This window comes from Shewanella inventionis (genome assembly GCF_019931735.1).
GTDB classification, from domain to species: Bacteria; Pseudomonadota; Gammaproteobacteria; order Enterobacterales; family Shewanellaceae; genus Shewanella; species Shewanella inventionis.
The window spans coordinates 3,833,836-3,847,887 of sequence record NZ_CP082926.1 but is presented as its reverse complement, the minus strand read 5'-3'; the positions used below and the strand labels follow the sequence as shown (position 1 = coordinate 3,847,887).

Sequence of the window (14,052 nt, the reverse complement as noted above, 5' to 3'; positions counted from 1 at the left end):
TTTAATTAACTAGTGAAATATTTCTGAAACATTTACAAGGCAGAATTCCGCTCGTTCCGATACAACTTACCCTGAATAACCATGACGACATAATCGTCAAAAGGATGAAATGATGAACGTTTTTTGTAAAACTCTATTAGCCTCTGCAATGGCCGCTTCTGTAGTTTCAAGTGCATATGCTGCAGAACCTCTAAAAGTGTATGGCAAATTAAATGTTACAGCACAGTCAAACGATGTTTCTGATGAAACCGAAACGACAGTTCAAAGTAATGCATCACGTTTTGGTGTGACCGGAAACTTTGAATTAAGCAATTCATTAGAAGCCTTCTACACTATCGAATACGAAGTTGACACGGGTGATGAAGACAAAGAAAACTTTTTAGCTCGCAATCAGTTTGTGGGATTAAAAGGCAACTTTGGTGCTGTTTCTGTTGGTCGTAACGACACTATTTTAAAAGTATCTCAAGGTAAAGTTGACCAGTTCAACGACTTGTCTGGTGATGTTAAAACCTTATTTAAAGGTGAAAACCGCATGGCGCAGACAGTGACATATTACACGCCAATGTTTGGCGATGTTCAAGCTGGCGTAACTTATGTTGCATCTGGCGACTCTGATCAAGTTGTGGGTGATAACACAAGCGGTGAAGATGGTGTGAGCATGGCTGTGATGTACGGTGATGCTGGTTTAAAAAATTCGTCAATATACGCGGCGATTGCCTATGACTCTAAAGTGAAGGGTTATGACACTGCGCGTGCTACGGTACAAGGTAAAGTTGCCGGTGTTGTGCTTGGTGGTATGTACCAGCAACAAGAAGCACTAGACAGCGGTGTAAGTGACAATGGTTTCTTACTAAGCGCTGCATATGACATCAACGATGTTACGCTTAAAGCGCAATTTGCTGATATGGAAAATAAAGGCGACTCATGGTCTGTTGGCGCAGACTACAGCTTAGGTAAACCTACTAAGTTATTTGCTTTTTACACCGCGAACTCGTTTGACTCAAACGACCAAGATGACAACTATGTTGGTATAGGTATTGAACATAAGTTCTAACCACTAAGGTATATCCTGTCATTTTAAAAAAAGGGCTTCGGCCCTTTTTTTGTTACAACGTGATAACAGCAATTAATTTTTTATGACAAAAAACGTTTTTTAGTGGCAATATTGGCTTTAGGGTCATGAAAGTGTAACAAAAGTGTCCAATAATACTCATGTGGCAAATTAATGTAGAAACCCAAAATGACAGCTAGGATTTTAATAGTAGAAGATGAATCAGCAATTCGTGAGATGCTGACATTTGTGATGGATCAACATGGTTTTACGACAGCTGCTGCTGAAGATTTTGATTCAGCCATTGAGTTGCTTCAAGAGCCGTATCCAGATTTAATTTTGTTAGATTGGATGTTCCCTGGTGGTAGCGGTATCCAATTGGCAAAACGTTTAAAGCAAGATGAGTTTACTCGTCAAATTCCCATCATAATGTTAACTGCTCGCGGAGAAGAGGAAGATAAAGTGAAAGGCCTTGAAGTTGGGGCTGATGACTATATTACTAAACCGTTTTCTCCTAAAGAGTTAGTTGCCAGAATAAAAGCGGTGTTACGCCGAAGCGCGCCTACGCGTTTAGAAGAAACCATTGATGTGCAAGGTTTGCAACTCGACCCTGTGAGTCATCGTGTGACTGTAGGTGATGCTGTACTTGATATGGGGCCAACTGAATTTAGATTGTTGCACTTTTTCATGACTCACCCTGAGCGGGTATACAGTCGAGAGCAGTTACTCGATAACGTTTGGGGAACCAATGTGTATGTCGAAGATCGTACCGTTGACGTGCACATTCGCCGGTTACGTAAAGCGGTTGAGCAGGGCGGGCATGACAAGCTTATTCAAACCGTTCGTGGTGCTGGTTATCGCTTTTCGACCAGAATGTAATCTAACGGATAACAAGAGAAACTCTGTTGATGTTAACAGAGTTTCTTTACATGTTGCTCCCTAGCCACAATAGCCAATTTAGGCTATCTTGTTATCCCTCGTTAGTCCTAATAATCAGTAACGACACTATTGAGTGTTGGCTGCGTTACTTTAGCCATTAGGTTGCTTATGCTTAACTCTTATTCTGGATTGCGGTTATTTTTCCGTTTGGCGTTGTTTCTGACATTATTTTTCTTTGTGGGTGCTTTAATTGGTCATATCGCAATTGTAATGCTACTGGGCACCATTTTTATGCTTGTATGGCATTATCGGCAAATTGCTCGACTTAACTTTTGGCTTTGGGAAGATAAAAAATTAACACCTCCACAAGGCCAGGGAAGTTGGGAAGGTGTGTTTAATGGCATCTATCGCTTACAAGGAAAAAATCGCCGCCGTGTTGGTCAGTTAGCCACGTTATTAGCTCGATTTCGGCAAGGTGCAGAAGCGTTACCTGATGCAGCCGTGGTGCTTGATGCCGAGCATAATATTTTGTGGTGTAATAAATTAGCCCAATTAATTTTAGGTTTTGTTTGGCCTCAAGACAGTGGGCAAAGGATTGATAACCTTATCCGTCATCCTGATTTTTCAGATTATCTTAAAAAAGGCAGTTATAAAGAGCCTTTAGAGCTCCCATCTCCTGTTTCTGACAAACGATTATTAGAAATTCGTATTATGAGTTATGGCGATCGGCAACTGTTATTGATTGCCCGTGATATTACTCGGATCCATCAATTAGAAGGTATGCGAAAAGATTTCGTTGCTAACGTGTCTCATGAATTAAAAACCCCACTAACAGTGTTGCAGGGGTATCTAGAGATAATGCAAGGAATGGAAGACGAAGGCTCACCAAATCAAAAACCTCTTTCTTTAATGCAACAGCAAACCTCACGTATGCAGTCGATGGTTGAGCAGTTATTAGCATTATCGCGTATTGAAGATGCCGCTGACGTTGATTTATCAAAAACAGTTAATATGCAAGCCATGATGGATATTCTAAGAGAAGAAGCTCAAGCCCTTGCCGGAACTGAATATACCTTAGAGTTTAGCTGTGAACCTGGATTAAATACCCATGGTAATGAATTACAGCTACGAAGCGCTTGTTCAAACCTCATTTCTAACGCCATCCGTTACACAGCACCCGGTGGTATCATTTCGGTGACTTGGCGAAGTGTGGCTACGGGCGCGCTATTTTCGGTAAAAGATACTGGTGTGGGGATTGCACCTCAACACATCAATCGATTAACTGAGCGTTTTTATCGTGTTGATAATGCACGGTCAAGTAAAACCGGTGGTACAGGGCTTGGATTAGCCATTGCAAAGCATGCATTAAGCCATCATCACAGCGAGCTTAACGTGACCAGTGAATACGGTAAAGGCAGTACCTTCAGTTTTATAATTCCAACGCATTTATTAGAACGTCAATAACGAGTGTTATGGTTAGCCATCTAAAGAACAGCATTTTTGCTGTTTTTTTATGTCTATAATAACGTGCTCATCTTGCTATATCCGCTATGGTTCGCTGTAATTCTACAGTTTTATTAACAATAAATGACGGAATGCCTTATATAAGCATGAGCTAAGCTATTGATAAACATAAATAGGCCATTTGGGATGCCGTATTGGGGTATTTTTAAAAACTGTAATACAACTGTCATATCAAAGTCATAGACTTGTCATCAATGAGGTCGATACTGACTACGTTTAAAAAAACTAAGTACGCTTAATTCTGGAGCAATACAATGAAACTGAACAAACTTGTCGGCGCAATTACCCTAACAGCCGCTGGTGTATTCTCAGCAGCATCAATGGCTGCTATTGACCCAACTTTACCTGTATATGAAAAAACAAGTGGTGTTTCTGGTAACTTGTCTTCTGTAGGTTCTGATACTTTAGCAAACATGATGACGTTGTGGGCTGAAGAGTTCAAACATATTTATCCTAACGTAAACATCCAAATTCAAGCTGCTGGTTCTTCTACTGCGCCACCAGCACTGACTGAAGGCACTTCACAATTTGGCCCAATGAGCCGTAAGATGAAGCCTAATGAAATCGAAGCCTTTGAAAAACATTACGGTTATCAACCAACTGCTATCCGTGTTGCGATTGATGCTTTAGCAGTATTTGTGCACAAAGATAACCCAATCACAGGTTTAAGCATCGAGCAAATCGACAGCATTTTCTCTTCTACACACAAGTGTGGCGGAACAGAAATCAATCGTTGGGGCGATGTTGGTTTAGATGGAAACTGGAGCGCTAAAGACGTTCAGCTTTACGGTCGTAACTCAGTATCTGGTACTTATGGCTACTTTAAAGAAGAAGCATTATGTAAAGGTGACTTCCGTGCAAACGTGAACGAACAGCCAGGTTCTGCGTCTGTAGTTCAATCGGTATCACAGTCACTAAATGCGATTGGTTACTCAGGTATTGGATATAAAACTGCTGGCGTTAAAGCGGTTCCTCTGTCTAAAAAAGGTGATAAGTTCATCGAAGCAACTGCAGAAAATGCTGCTAACGGTACTTACCCATTATCACGTTACCTATATGTTTACGTGAACAAGCACCCAAATAAAGATTTATCGCCAATGGACCGTGAGTTTTTACGCTTTGTATTGTCTAAGCAAGGTCAGCAAGTTGTTGAAAAAGATGGTTATGTACCAGTTCCTTCAGCAGTTGTTATTAAAGATTTAGAAAAAGTGGGTGTTAAGCTTTAATCGCTTACTCCATTAATCTTAAAGGCCTCATTTGAGGCCTTTTTTGTTTTTAATGTCAAATATCCCTCAAGCTATACCATTGCACATCACTTAGTGATATCACTGCCCCTTGGTGATGGATAATCAAGTCAACGTTAAGGCTGGACTTAAATGTGTTGAAACACAGGTATAAGATGAGTCTTGCATCATTTTGATATGTCCAATATCCATATCGTCCAGGTGTTAAGAGAGCCCATAATGCGCCTACGGCATTTTTATCACGTTATGTTGGACGCAGAATCATTGAGTGTGCAGATGTCTCTTGTGTAGGAATGAGACATGATTAACGCAAAAAATTGTTAGCACCTTTAACGCTGAAAAAAGACAAAAAAAAAGCAACCCAAGAAGAAGGTTGCTGCTATTGCTAAAGGCAATACTGTCGATAGAGTTAATCTACTACCAAATAGGAGAATGATGATGAACAAAAAAACGCTACTAGTTACAAAATAAGTAATGCAAATTTGGTTCATATAATCAGACACAGTGATTTCAAATTAGTTCAAAAATTTTATTAAAAAAAATGATAATTTGCTCGCAATGGCATTTTGTGGTTCCTGATGGCGTGAATTGACTATTTTGTGGGGGATTTAAGACTTGTACTTGCAAAAAAATGGCAGCCTATTGGCTGCCAAAATAAATCTCTGCGGGTTGTCATTAACAGTGCGCTAGCGTGCTAATACTGCCCAATGGGGGATGATGAACAATAAACATTAAAACCTGTTGCAGTAACTAATCCTATCAGAAGTTAGAGCGAGTCAATTGAGCGTGTTGATTTAACTCCGGGGGAGAAGGTTAAATCATGGCTTTATGACTCACATCAACGGCATCTCATTCGTTACATATATTCTGACCAGACAATATTTTAAAAGTTCACAACCCGGGAAAAATTATTTATCTATTTGATCAATGTTGATGGGCAATTATGAATTGTTGGGGTCAGGTTATTGTTTGTAATTATATTTTGCTTAAATCTTGTTTGTGAAGGATAAAAAGGTCAAAAAAAAGGGCAACCAATATGGTTGCCTAAGTCGTTCTTTACGAAGGGCGGTTAACAGTGCGCTAGCGTGTTAATGCTCTCCAAATAGGGATGGTGATGAACAATGAACATAAATCTGTGCAGGTTGGATCAAAGTATTAAGGCTTTGCTACAAACAAGATCCGCTGGAGGTAAACGTTGCTTATTTGTGTTTCAACTTGCTACATATATTAAGACTAGAAGAGTGCTAAAAAGTTCATAATAAAATTGATTATTAATCAATAATAATTTTTATTCTTTTAAATTAATTAGTTATACGTATTTTTGTAGGTGGTAGGTGGTAGGTGGTAGGTGGTAGGTGGTAGGTGGTAGGTGGTAGGTGGTAGGTGGTAGGTGGAGCAAGAGCTAACTCATGGCGCGATCAATGTTGAGTGGTTTAAATCCAAGCCATAAAAAAAGGCAACCAAATGATTGCCTATCGATCGATTTTACGATCAAGGAGACTGCGCTAGAAGTCTCAGGGAGATGATGAACAATAAAAGTCAATTTCACTGTTACTTATTTTGAGTATCAAATAGATAAAAAGTTCAAAAATTAAGTATAAATTTATCATTTTTTTAAGTTATTTTTAATTTTTGATATTATTCAATATCTTAGAGCTATGCTAGAGTGATGTGCACGGCTCAGGGGCTTCAGGCTAATAATTTTTCAATTATACTTTTTAGTTCTTCAGGTTTTGTGGTTGGAGCATATCGATTAACTACATTGCCATTTTTGTCGACTAAAAATTTGGTGAAATTCCATTTGATTGACTCGCTACCAAGCAAGCCTTTGGCGGATTTTTTGAGTAATTGGTATAAAGGGTGTGTGTGAGTACCATTAACTTCAACTTTGCTGAACAAAGGGAAGGTAACGCCAAAATTCAATTCGCAAAATTGACTAATTTCTTGTTCATTTCCCTGTTCTTGCTTACCAAATTGATTGCATGGGAAGCCTAAAATGACTAAGCCTTTATCTTTATACTCTTGATTTAATGCCTCAAGTGCTTGGTATTGTGGAGTAAACCCACATTTGCTGGCAGTGTTTACAATTAATAAGACTTTATCTTTGTACGCGTCCATGACGATATCATGGCCTTTAATATCTTTTACTGTGATTGAATATATTGCACTGCTCATTATGTCACTCCTGCATAGAAAACTATGACTATAATGTAGATTTTAGTTGTTGGCAATTTAATTGCGTACAATAAAATATATCTATTTGCTTATTAATGACAATTTCAATATAGTTTGCGCATATTTAACTAGAGAATTAGGGCGTGCTTATGAATGATTTAAAGAACGAACTTAACTCTGAAGATGAAATCGAATCCAGCTCATCTCCCCAAGCTGATGTTAGCCAAGTCGTCCTCCAATTAACTGAAGCCGAAGGTGAAGAACAGGCTGAAGTATTCAGTGAGATTTTGATTGATGCTGAGCCTGGTACCATCGCACTATTACTCGAATCGTTACCGCTTGATGAACGTTATGAACGTTGGCAGCAAGTTGATGTAGAAGAACGTGTTGATGTTCTTAACTTAATGCGTGCAGATCCTCGTTTAGGCATTTTAAAGAAAATGCCTGATGAGGAGCTTGATTTACTGTTTTCGCAATTAAGCCCTGAAGATCTCATTGAGTGGAGTGATTCATTACCTGACAATATTACCGACCGTGCATTGGCACAAATGGGTGAGCGTCAACGTAAACACTTTGAGTTATACGATCAATATACTGAAAATGAAATTGGTCGTTATGCCGATCACCAAATGTTGGCATTAAATCCAAGCTCTACGGTGGCACAAGGCCAGCGATTTTTTAGACGTATCGATTTAGACTGTAATGATCACTTATTTTTAGTGGACAACAATGATAAATATTTAGGTACAGTACGTCGTTACGATGTATTTAAGACGGTGGATACCGATACCCCGCTGCAAGCATTAAAGTGGGATGACAGTCGTGTTATCTCTGCTGATTCGTCGCTGATTGAGGCTGCTGAAGCCATAGAGCATAGCCGTGAATTAGAGCTCCCCGTTGTTGATGAAGACGGTATTTTGATTGGCCGCATGACACTGCGTACAGCCACTGCTTTAGTGCGCGAACATTATGAAGCGCAGTTAATGGCAACCGCAGGTATGGATGAAGACGACGACTTGTTTGCTCCGATTGTTGTTGGTGCTAAACGTCGTGCCGTGTGGCTAGGGATTAATTTGCTGACTGCATTTTTGGCCTCTGCCACCATTGGTATGTTTGAAAACGTGCTATCTCAGGTAGTGGCATTAGCTGTATTAATGCCAATTGTTGCTTCAATGGGCGGTATTGCAGGGAGCCAATCATTAACGCTGATGATCCGCGGTATGGCGATGGGCCAAATCACTGCTGGTAACGTGATGTCGTTAATGAAAAACGAACTCGGTATTGGTGCGTTAAATGGCACGTTATGGGCCATTGTTATCGGGATAATTGCTGGCTGGTGGTTTGATGATACCGTAATGGGGATTGTGATTGCCTGTGCAATCTTGATCAACATGGCCGTTGCGGCAATTGCAGGGGTTATGGTGCCAATGATTTTACAGCGCTTTAACCAGGATGCGGCGTTATCGGGTTCGGTTATTTTAACCACAGTCACCGATGTGGTAGGTTTTTTTACCTTTTTAGGTTTAGCCTCAATACTTTATCTATAAGTAACCAGGTAAAAAATAAATAATATCGGTATTTGCAGATGCGGTAATAATAAGATGGTCTTGAATTATTCAAGGCCATTTTTTTTAAACAAAAAAGCAAGTTGCAGGCAACTTGCTTTTTAAACTTGATGAGAAAATCCTGTTAGCTTATTTCCACTTAGCAGGTGCGAACTCCATTTCTGCATTATCGTCAAAGTAGCGGCGTTTAGTATCACGGCGACGCTGTTTTACTTTTTTAGATTTTGGTTTTCCCTTGATGTTATCGCCCCATGGCGCATCATCTTCATCAAATTCAAATGAGTGTGACATTTTCAACATTCCAGATAACTGTACCGCTGTTGGTACAGCCTCTTTTTACCTAAAGTTAATAATAAGCTAAAGCGAAATATTTCATTCTTGACGGTAAAAATTATTGCATGAAAAAATGACAATTAGATGACGGTTTATTTTTTACTTTAAGGGCTCACTCTTTATCGAGTGTGTATGCATTAAGGCTGTGCGCCAATTGCTGTTTCCAGGGTTTAGGTTTAACAATTGAATGTGATTGTTTTGTATCTAACACACTGAAAGATGGGCGTTTAACACAAGAGTTATATTGTTCAGATGTCACAGGTATTAAGGACACTGTTGCCGGTATTAACCCTAATGCTAGGGCTTGTGATTGTATCTCCAGGGCAAACTCATACCAGGTGCACTTACCTGCATCACTCCAATGATAAATAGCCGACCATTGTTTTTGTAAACACAGTTTCCATAAAAAATGAGCAAGATCATCAACCATCGTCGGGCTGCCAGTTTGGTCGTTAACAACACTAATTATGTGAGAATTGGATTGCGCTTGTGACATGAGTTTCAGCATAGTGGTGACAAAATTTTTGCCACTATAGTGATAGAGCCAAGAAGTACGAACAATGCAATATTGATTTGATTGTTGCTGCAAAATGACTTTTTCGGCAAGTAACTTGGATTGGCCATATACGTTAATCGCAGTAGGCTTTTGATTGACCGAATAAGGTAATGACGAATTGCCATCAAATACATAATCGGTTGATAACTGGATAAACCGAATACCAAGTTTGCTCGCCGTGTTAACCATAAATTTTACCGCTTCAACATTGGTTTGCAAAACCTGCGGACGATTGTTTTCAGCACGTTCTACATCGGTAAAGGCTGCACAATTGATAATAATGTCTGGTCGATAATATTCCAAGGCTTCGTCAATGAGTTGAGGTTGCGTGATGTCCACTTGCTGTCGTGATAATTGCGTCAACTCAATATTGTTTGGCTTAGTGCGTTTTAATGCTTTTGCTAGCTGGCCCGTTTGGCCAAATGTCAGTATCTTCATTTGCTATTTGCCAAATACCACTGAACAGTTTGATTTAAACCCGTTTCAAAAGTGTATTTGGGTGTCCAATTAAGCTCGGACATTAATTTACTCGCGTCGATGGCGTAGCGTTGATCATGTCCAGGTCTATCTTTTACATGACGAATTAATGATTCAAACCCATTATTGCGCGCAAGATGGTGTTCTGGCATTAAGATACTCAAATGTTTGCAAATAGATTGAACAAGGTGCAGGTTAGTTTGTTCATTATTGGCCCCAATTGCGTAAGCCTCGCCTATTTGGCCTTGTGTTAGCACGGTCAATAATGCTTCGACGTGATCTTGTACATGCAACCAATCGCGTATTTGTTGACCATCGCCATAAATAGGAATGTGCTGTCCTTTTATTGCGCGAGTAATGGTTAACGGGATCAGTTTTTCAGGATGCTGAAACGGCCCATAATTATTTGAGCAATAGCTGATTAATGTTGGGAGTCCGTATGTTCTATGCCATGCTTTTACTAGGTGATCGCTAGACGCTTTACTTGCAGAGTAAGGCGAGCTAGGCGAGTAAGCGCTCTGCTCATTAAAGAAACCCGTTTGAGGTAAATCGCCAAAGACTTCATCGGTAGAAACATGGTGAAATCGAAATCCTTTGGCTTGATGTGATGGTAACTGATTAACAAAATGTCGGCTTGCTTCGAGCAAATTGAAGGTACCGACAATATTAGTGTGAATAAAATCAGCGGGTCCCGCTATCGATCTGTCAACATGACTTTCAGCCGCCAAATGCATCACCACATTGGGTTGATATTGCTCAAATACAGAGTTAACTAACTTGTCATCGCAGATATCACCTTGAATAAAATGATAGCGTTTATTGTCTTGTACTGAAGATAAACTCAGTGGGTTTGCTGCGTATGTGAGTTTATCGAGATTGATAACCTGGTGTGATGTTAAGCTAATGATATGGCGGATTAATGCCGAACCAATAAAGCCACAGCCCCCTGTAATAAGGATTTTGAGTGTTTGTGTGTTTTGTGCTGTCATGACGTTAAGTGCCAAATGTAACAATGTTAGGGTTTATTTTTGGGTTATCCTTACTGGAGACAATGGGCTCAATATCAGCAGTGATTGGCCATTGAATATTCAGTGTTGGGTCGTTCCATGCCAGGGTGTGTTCGTCATCAGCGCGATAATATTCTGAGCACTTATAAATAATGTCGGCGACTTCTGATAACACATAAAAACCATGTGCAAAACCCGGTGGGATCCACATTTGGTAGCCATTTTCATCAGAAAGTTGCTGTCCTATCCATTTGCCGTAGGTGCTAGAGCCTTTTCTTAAATCTACTGCGACATCGAATATGCAACCTCTTGATACTCTAATTAATTTTCCTTGTGGGTACTGTCTCTGAAAATGAAGCCCTCTGAGCACATTTTTAACCGAACGAGATTGATTTTCTTGAACTAATTGCGGTGTAGTCAACTTTCGTTGTGCAAACGCATCATTGAATACATTTTGGCGTAATGTCTCCATAAAGAACCCACGCTCGTCAACGAACTTTTGTGGACTAAATAACAAGACTTCATCAAGCTCAGTATTGATGCATTTCATCAGGAAAATTCTTATTAATTAATGACAGTAAATATTGACCATAACTACTCTTAATGAGTTGGTTTGCCAGTATGGTGAGTTGGTGTTGATCGATTAATCCCATTGAAAATGCGACTTCCTCTGGGCAGGAAATTTTTAATCCTTGCCGCTTTTCAATGGCTGCAATGTATTGTGTCGCATCGGCTATCGCATCTGGTGTCCCCGTGTCTAGCCATGCGGTGCCACGCCCTAAAATGTTAACATTGAGCTGTTCAGTGTTTAAATATTGAATAATCACATCGACAATTTCGAGCTCACCTCTTGCTGAGGGCGACACTTTCTTTGCATATTGGCATGCTTTGTTGTCAAAAAAGTATAACCCAGGCATGGCAAAATTTGATTTTGGTGTTGTCGGTTTTTCGGTGATGGATTTGACTCGTTTATGCTGATCAAACTCTATAACACCATAGGCCTGCGGATCTGCAACATGGTAACCAAATATGGTTGCGCCAGTCATGTTATTGGCGGCTTGCAATGTGGTCTGCAACTGATGGCCATAAAATAGGTTATCACCTAAAATCAGTGCGCTAGGGCTACCATTTAAAAATGGCTCTGCAAGAATAAGAGCCTGGGCTAGGCCTTCAGGTTTAGCTTGAATAGTGTATTCAATTTTGATGCCCCATTGATGGCCATTTTTTAACAGCGATTTAAACAGTGGTAAGTCTGTTTCAGTACATATGACCAAAATCTCAGTGATCCCTGTTTGCATTAAGGTGCAAAGAGGGTAATAAATCATGGGTTTATCGTATATGGGGAGTAATTGCTTACAGACAACTTGTGTGATGGGATAAAGTCGTGTGCCTGAACCACCCGCTAATAAAATACCTTTTCTCATTTAACTGTCTTCAAGTGTCTAATCTGGCAATTTTAACACAGCTATAGCCAATAAAGCAGGGCGCTTTGGTGTAATTAGTCGCGGGACTGACCTAGGCCTTTTATTTTATCTACACGATATCGTTCTGCATCTGGGCCTTTTATGCGTTTAAATGTGATATCGAGTAAGTACAGGTGATCAGGATACACCTGGTAGATATGCCCTCGGTCTAAAATAATGATATTGCCAGTTTCATCCCATTTAAATGTACCACTGCCTCGATATGGATTTGGATCGCTGCCTAGTCGTACGGTATGAATAATATAGTTGTTTGGACGAAAGAGTTCGATGGTGGTGTCCATTCCTTCACAACTGGGGCAGGGAAAAATGCCATGATACACACCTGGCCATTGGATGGTATTCATGCTGCTGGTCGCAATATCATCATTTATAGGTGCTTTTTGGTCACAGCCTAGGAGCGTTAATAAGAGAAATAACCATGCTTTTTTCATCTAAAATCCTTTTAGATATTAAAATGTAACTCGTTGGCGGCATGTTTGCGTCATGCAATCTGCCTGTCTTACTTGTGTGATAAATTTGTTCTAAATCATCTAACTATCAGCCACTATCATGCTAAATCGAACTCACTATTCTTTATAGCACAGTTATTTTTAACCTCACGTTATACTTTAGTTGTGATTTCAAAAAACTGTTTTATTTCATCAATTTGGGCCATTGCGTCTTGGTAACCTAAATCGATTAGCGTGCTGGTGTAACTTTTTTCAAATAGTAAATAAGAGACAATACTTGAGTCTGATTGGCGATTGATACCAAAAAACTTTAATAATGTTTTTATTGCAAATGGCATGTCATCGTAAAAACGCGCTGCGATTCGGCTGAGATCTTGGCTGGGTTTAATCACAAACGTGTCGATGTGTCGTAGGTTTAATGACACTCTGTCTTGCGGTGATATCATTGATAATGTGTTATTAACGCGCTGTAAACGCTCTAGATCACTGTTTAGCGTGTCTGAGAAAATAGTATCTAATAAGTGGCCTGCTATGGTGGCGGTTTTAGGATGGTATTCGAACTCTATCGGAAAATGCTTATGTGGGCTGTCGAGGTTTATCACAAACACTTTGTTTGCGCCTAGGTGAATAGGGCTAGAAAGAGGGGATAATTGATGTACCGAGCCGTCGCCATAATAAGCTTGATTGAGTTTTATGGAAGGAAACACCATAGGGATAGCTGAGCTCGCTAATAAATGCTCGGTATTGAGCAAACTGCGTAATCCAACCCTTCTGGCTCTTTGCCAGTCTTCAATGTGTTCATTGCCTTGATAAAAGCTGTATGAGCGACAGTTATTGTAACAAGACGCATCAACACTAATTGCTTTGAGCGCATTATTACTAATGTTACGATCGATACGTTTGAAGTCGATAAGTTTATTCAGTAGCTCTCTTAGGGGTTGATTATCGAGTAGACTGCCTGCGTCGGTACTGACTTTATCGTCCTGTAGGCCTTTGATGGCCATTCGCCCAAGATGCCTAAGCACTTGAAAAATATCAGTACGGTAAACTTGCTTTGTTTCGAAGTGACGCCAAACCCAATCAAGTTTTTTGACACCCAAATGAAAACACGATGCATGGGTTGCAAGTGAGGTTGCATTTATAGCGCCGGCGGAGGTGCCGCAGATGATATCAAATGGAACATGATGATTGCGCGGGTAAAATTGTACTAGGGCCTTAAGCACACCAATTTGATATGCAGCTCTTGCACCGCCTCCACCTAAAACTAATGCTGTAGACACTGACAATCTGTTTCCTTCTTATGTAAAT

13 protein-coding genes are annotated in these 14,052 nt (G+C 40.0%); 5 read left to right on the top strand and 8 right to left on the bottom strand.

The genetic code is table 11. The features are described 5' to 3' along the window. Window positions 1–109: 109 nt before the first annotated feature. The 4 genes from K8B83_RS17185 to K8B83_RS17170 all read left to right on the top strand — a co-directional run bounded on the left by K8B83_RS17185 (window position 110) and on the right by K8B83_RS17170 (window position 4,680). A complete protein-coding gene (locus K8B83_RS17185; protein WP_223418416.1) occupies window positions 110–1,054 on the top strand; it encodes a porin in 945 nt (314 codons plus the stop codon). Between the two features lie 186 nt (window positions 1,055–1,240). After that, window positions 1,241–1,930, top strand: coding sequence for a phosphate regulon transcriptional regulator PhoB (phoB, locus tag K8B83_RS17180; protein ID WP_188736700.1), 690 nt, complete (start codon window positions 1,241–1,243; stop codon window positions 1,928–1,930). 168 nt (window positions 1,931–2,098) lie between these two features. Next, window positions 2,099–3,394 (top strand): phosphate regulon sensor histidine kinase PhoR, encoded by a 1,296-nt coding sequence (phoR, locus tag K8B83_RS17175; RefSeq protein ID WP_188736698.1) that lies wholly within the window; start codon window positions 2,099–2,101, stop codon window positions 3,392–3,394. Window positions 3,395–3,708: 314 nt separating this feature from the next. Next, window positions 3,709–4,680 (top strand): PstS family phosphate ABC transporter substrate-binding protein, encoded by a 972-nt coding sequence (locus K8B83_RS17170; RefSeq protein ID WP_188736696.1) that lies wholly within the window; start codon window positions 3,709–3,711, stop codon window positions 4,678–4,680. Window positions 4,681–6,387: 1,707 nt separating this feature from the next. Here the strand turns inward: K8B83_RS17170 and K8B83_RS17165 are convergent. Further along, a complete protein-coding gene (locus tag K8B83_RS17165; protein ID WP_223418414.1) occupies window positions 6,388–6,873 on the bottom strand; it encodes a glutathione peroxidase in 486 nt (161 codons plus the stop codon). 149 nt (window positions 6,874–7,022) lie between these two features. On the opposite strand from K8B83_RS17165, the gene K8B83_RS17160 reads away from it, so the two are divergent. Continuing rightward, entirely contained in the window at window positions 7,023–8,420 is a 1,398-nt protein-coding gene (locus tag K8B83_RS17160; RefSeq protein ID WP_223418413.1) for a magnesium transporter, read from the top strand. A 147-nt stretch (window positions 8,421–8,567) separates the two neighbouring features. On the opposite strand, the gene K8B83_RS17155 is transcribed toward K8B83_RS17160, so the two are convergent. The 7 genes from K8B83_RS17155 to K8B83_RS17125 all read right to left on the bottom strand — a co-directional run bounded on the left by K8B83_RS17155 (window position 8,568) and on the right by K8B83_RS17125 (window position 14,030). Continuing rightward, complete coding sequence (locus tag K8B83_RS17155; protein ID WP_041413129.1) at window positions 8,568–8,729, bottom strand: hypothetical protein; 162 nt, start codon at window positions 8,727–8,729, stop codon at window positions 8,568–8,570. A 154-nt stretch (window positions 8,730–8,883) separates the two neighbouring features. Continuing rightward, window positions 8,884–9,765: a dTDP-4-dehydrorhamnose reductase gene (gene rfbD, locus K8B83_RS17150; protein ID WP_223418411.1), complete on the bottom strand. Its 882-nt coding sequence runs from the start codon at window positions 9,763–9,765 to the stop codon at window positions 8,884–8,886. Continuing rightward, window positions 9,762–10,793, bottom strand: a complete 1,032-nt coding sequence (gene rfbB, locus K8B83_RS17145; protein ID WP_188736686.1) for a dTDP-glucose 4,6-dehydratase — start codon at window positions 10,791–10,793, stop codon at window positions 9,762–9,764. The genes rfbD and rfbB overlap by 4 nt, the downstream gene beginning before the upstream one ends. Before the next feature lie 4 nt (window positions 10,794–10,797). Beyond that, window positions 10,798–11,361 carry a dTDP-4-dehydrorhamnose 3,5-epimerase gene (gene rfbC, locus K8B83_RS17140; RefSeq protein WP_188736684.1) on the bottom strand — a complete coding sequence of 188 codons (564 nt, stop codon included), beginning with the start codon at window positions 11,359–11,361 and terminating at the stop codon, window positions 10,798–10,800. Next, a complete protein-coding gene (gene rfbA, locus K8B83_RS17135) occupies window positions 11,342–12,235 on the bottom strand; it encodes a glucose-1-phosphate thymidylyltransferase RfbA (RefSeq protein WP_188736682.1) in 894 nt (297 codons plus the stop codon). Before rfbA ends, rfbC begins: the two co-directional genes overlap by 20 nt. Before the next feature lie 74 nt (window positions 12,236–12,309). Further along, on the bottom strand, window positions 12,310–12,726 hold the full coding sequence (locus K8B83_RS17130; protein ID WP_188736680.1) for a copper resistance protein NlpE: 417 nt from the start codon (window positions 12,724–12,726) through the stop codon (window positions 12,310–12,312). 170 nt (window positions 12,727–12,896) lie between these two features. Beyond that, window positions 12,897–14,030 carry a patatin-like phospholipase family protein gene (locus K8B83_RS17125; RefSeq protein WP_188736678.1) on the bottom strand — a complete coding sequence of 378 codons (1,134 nt, stop codon included), beginning with the start codon at window positions 14,028–14,030 and terminating at the stop codon, window positions 12,897–12,899. Window positions 14,031–14,052 lie beyond the last annotated feature (22 nt).

Bases quoted from the DNA above. Each gene is read 5' to 3' on its own strand.
- K8B83_RS17185 (WP_223418416.1), top strand. From the start codon at position 110: ATGATGAACGTTTTTTGTAAAACTCTATTAGCCTCTGCAATGGCCGCT.
- phoB (WP_188736700.1), top strand. From the start codon at position 1,241: ATGACAGCTAGGATTTTAATAGTAGAAGATGAATCAGCAATTCGTGAG.
- phoR (WP_188736698.1), top strand. From the start codon at position 2,099: ATGCTTAACTCTTATTCTGGATTGCGGTTATTTTTCCGTTTGGCGTTG.
- K8B83_RS17170 (WP_188736696.1), top strand. From the start codon at position 3,709: ATGAAACTGAACAAACTTGTCGGCGCAATTACCCTAACAGCCGCTGGT.
- K8B83_RS17165 (WP_223418414.1), bottom strand. From the start codon at position 6,873: ATGAGCAGTGCAATATATTCAATCACAGTAAAAGATATTAAAGGCCAT.
- K8B83_RS17160 (WP_223418413.1), top strand. From the start codon at position 7,023: ATGAATGATTTAAAGAACGAACTTAACTCTGAAGATGAAATCGAATCC.
- K8B83_RS17155 (WP_041413129.1), bottom strand. From the start codon at position 8,729: ATGTCACACTCATTTGAATTTGATGAAGATGATGCGCCATGGGGCGAT.
- rfbD (WP_223418411.1), bottom strand. From the start codon at position 9,765: ATGAAGATACTGACATTTGGCCAAACGGGCCAGCTAGCAAAAGCATTA.
- rfbB (WP_188736686.1), bottom strand. From the start codon at position 10,793: ATGACAGCACAAAACACACAAACACTCAAAATCCTTATTACAGGGGGC.
- rfbC (WP_188736684.1), bottom strand. From the start codon at position 11,361: ATGAAATGCATCAATACTGAGCTTGATGAAGTCTTGTTATTTAGTCCA.
- rfbA (WP_188736682.1), bottom strand. From the start codon at position 12,235: ATGAGAAAAGGTATTTTATTAGCGGGTGGTTCAGGCACACGACTTTAT.
- K8B83_RS17130 (WP_188736680.1), bottom strand. From the start codon at position 12,726: ATGAAAAAAGCATGGTTATTTCTCTTATTAACGCTCCTAGGCTGTGAC.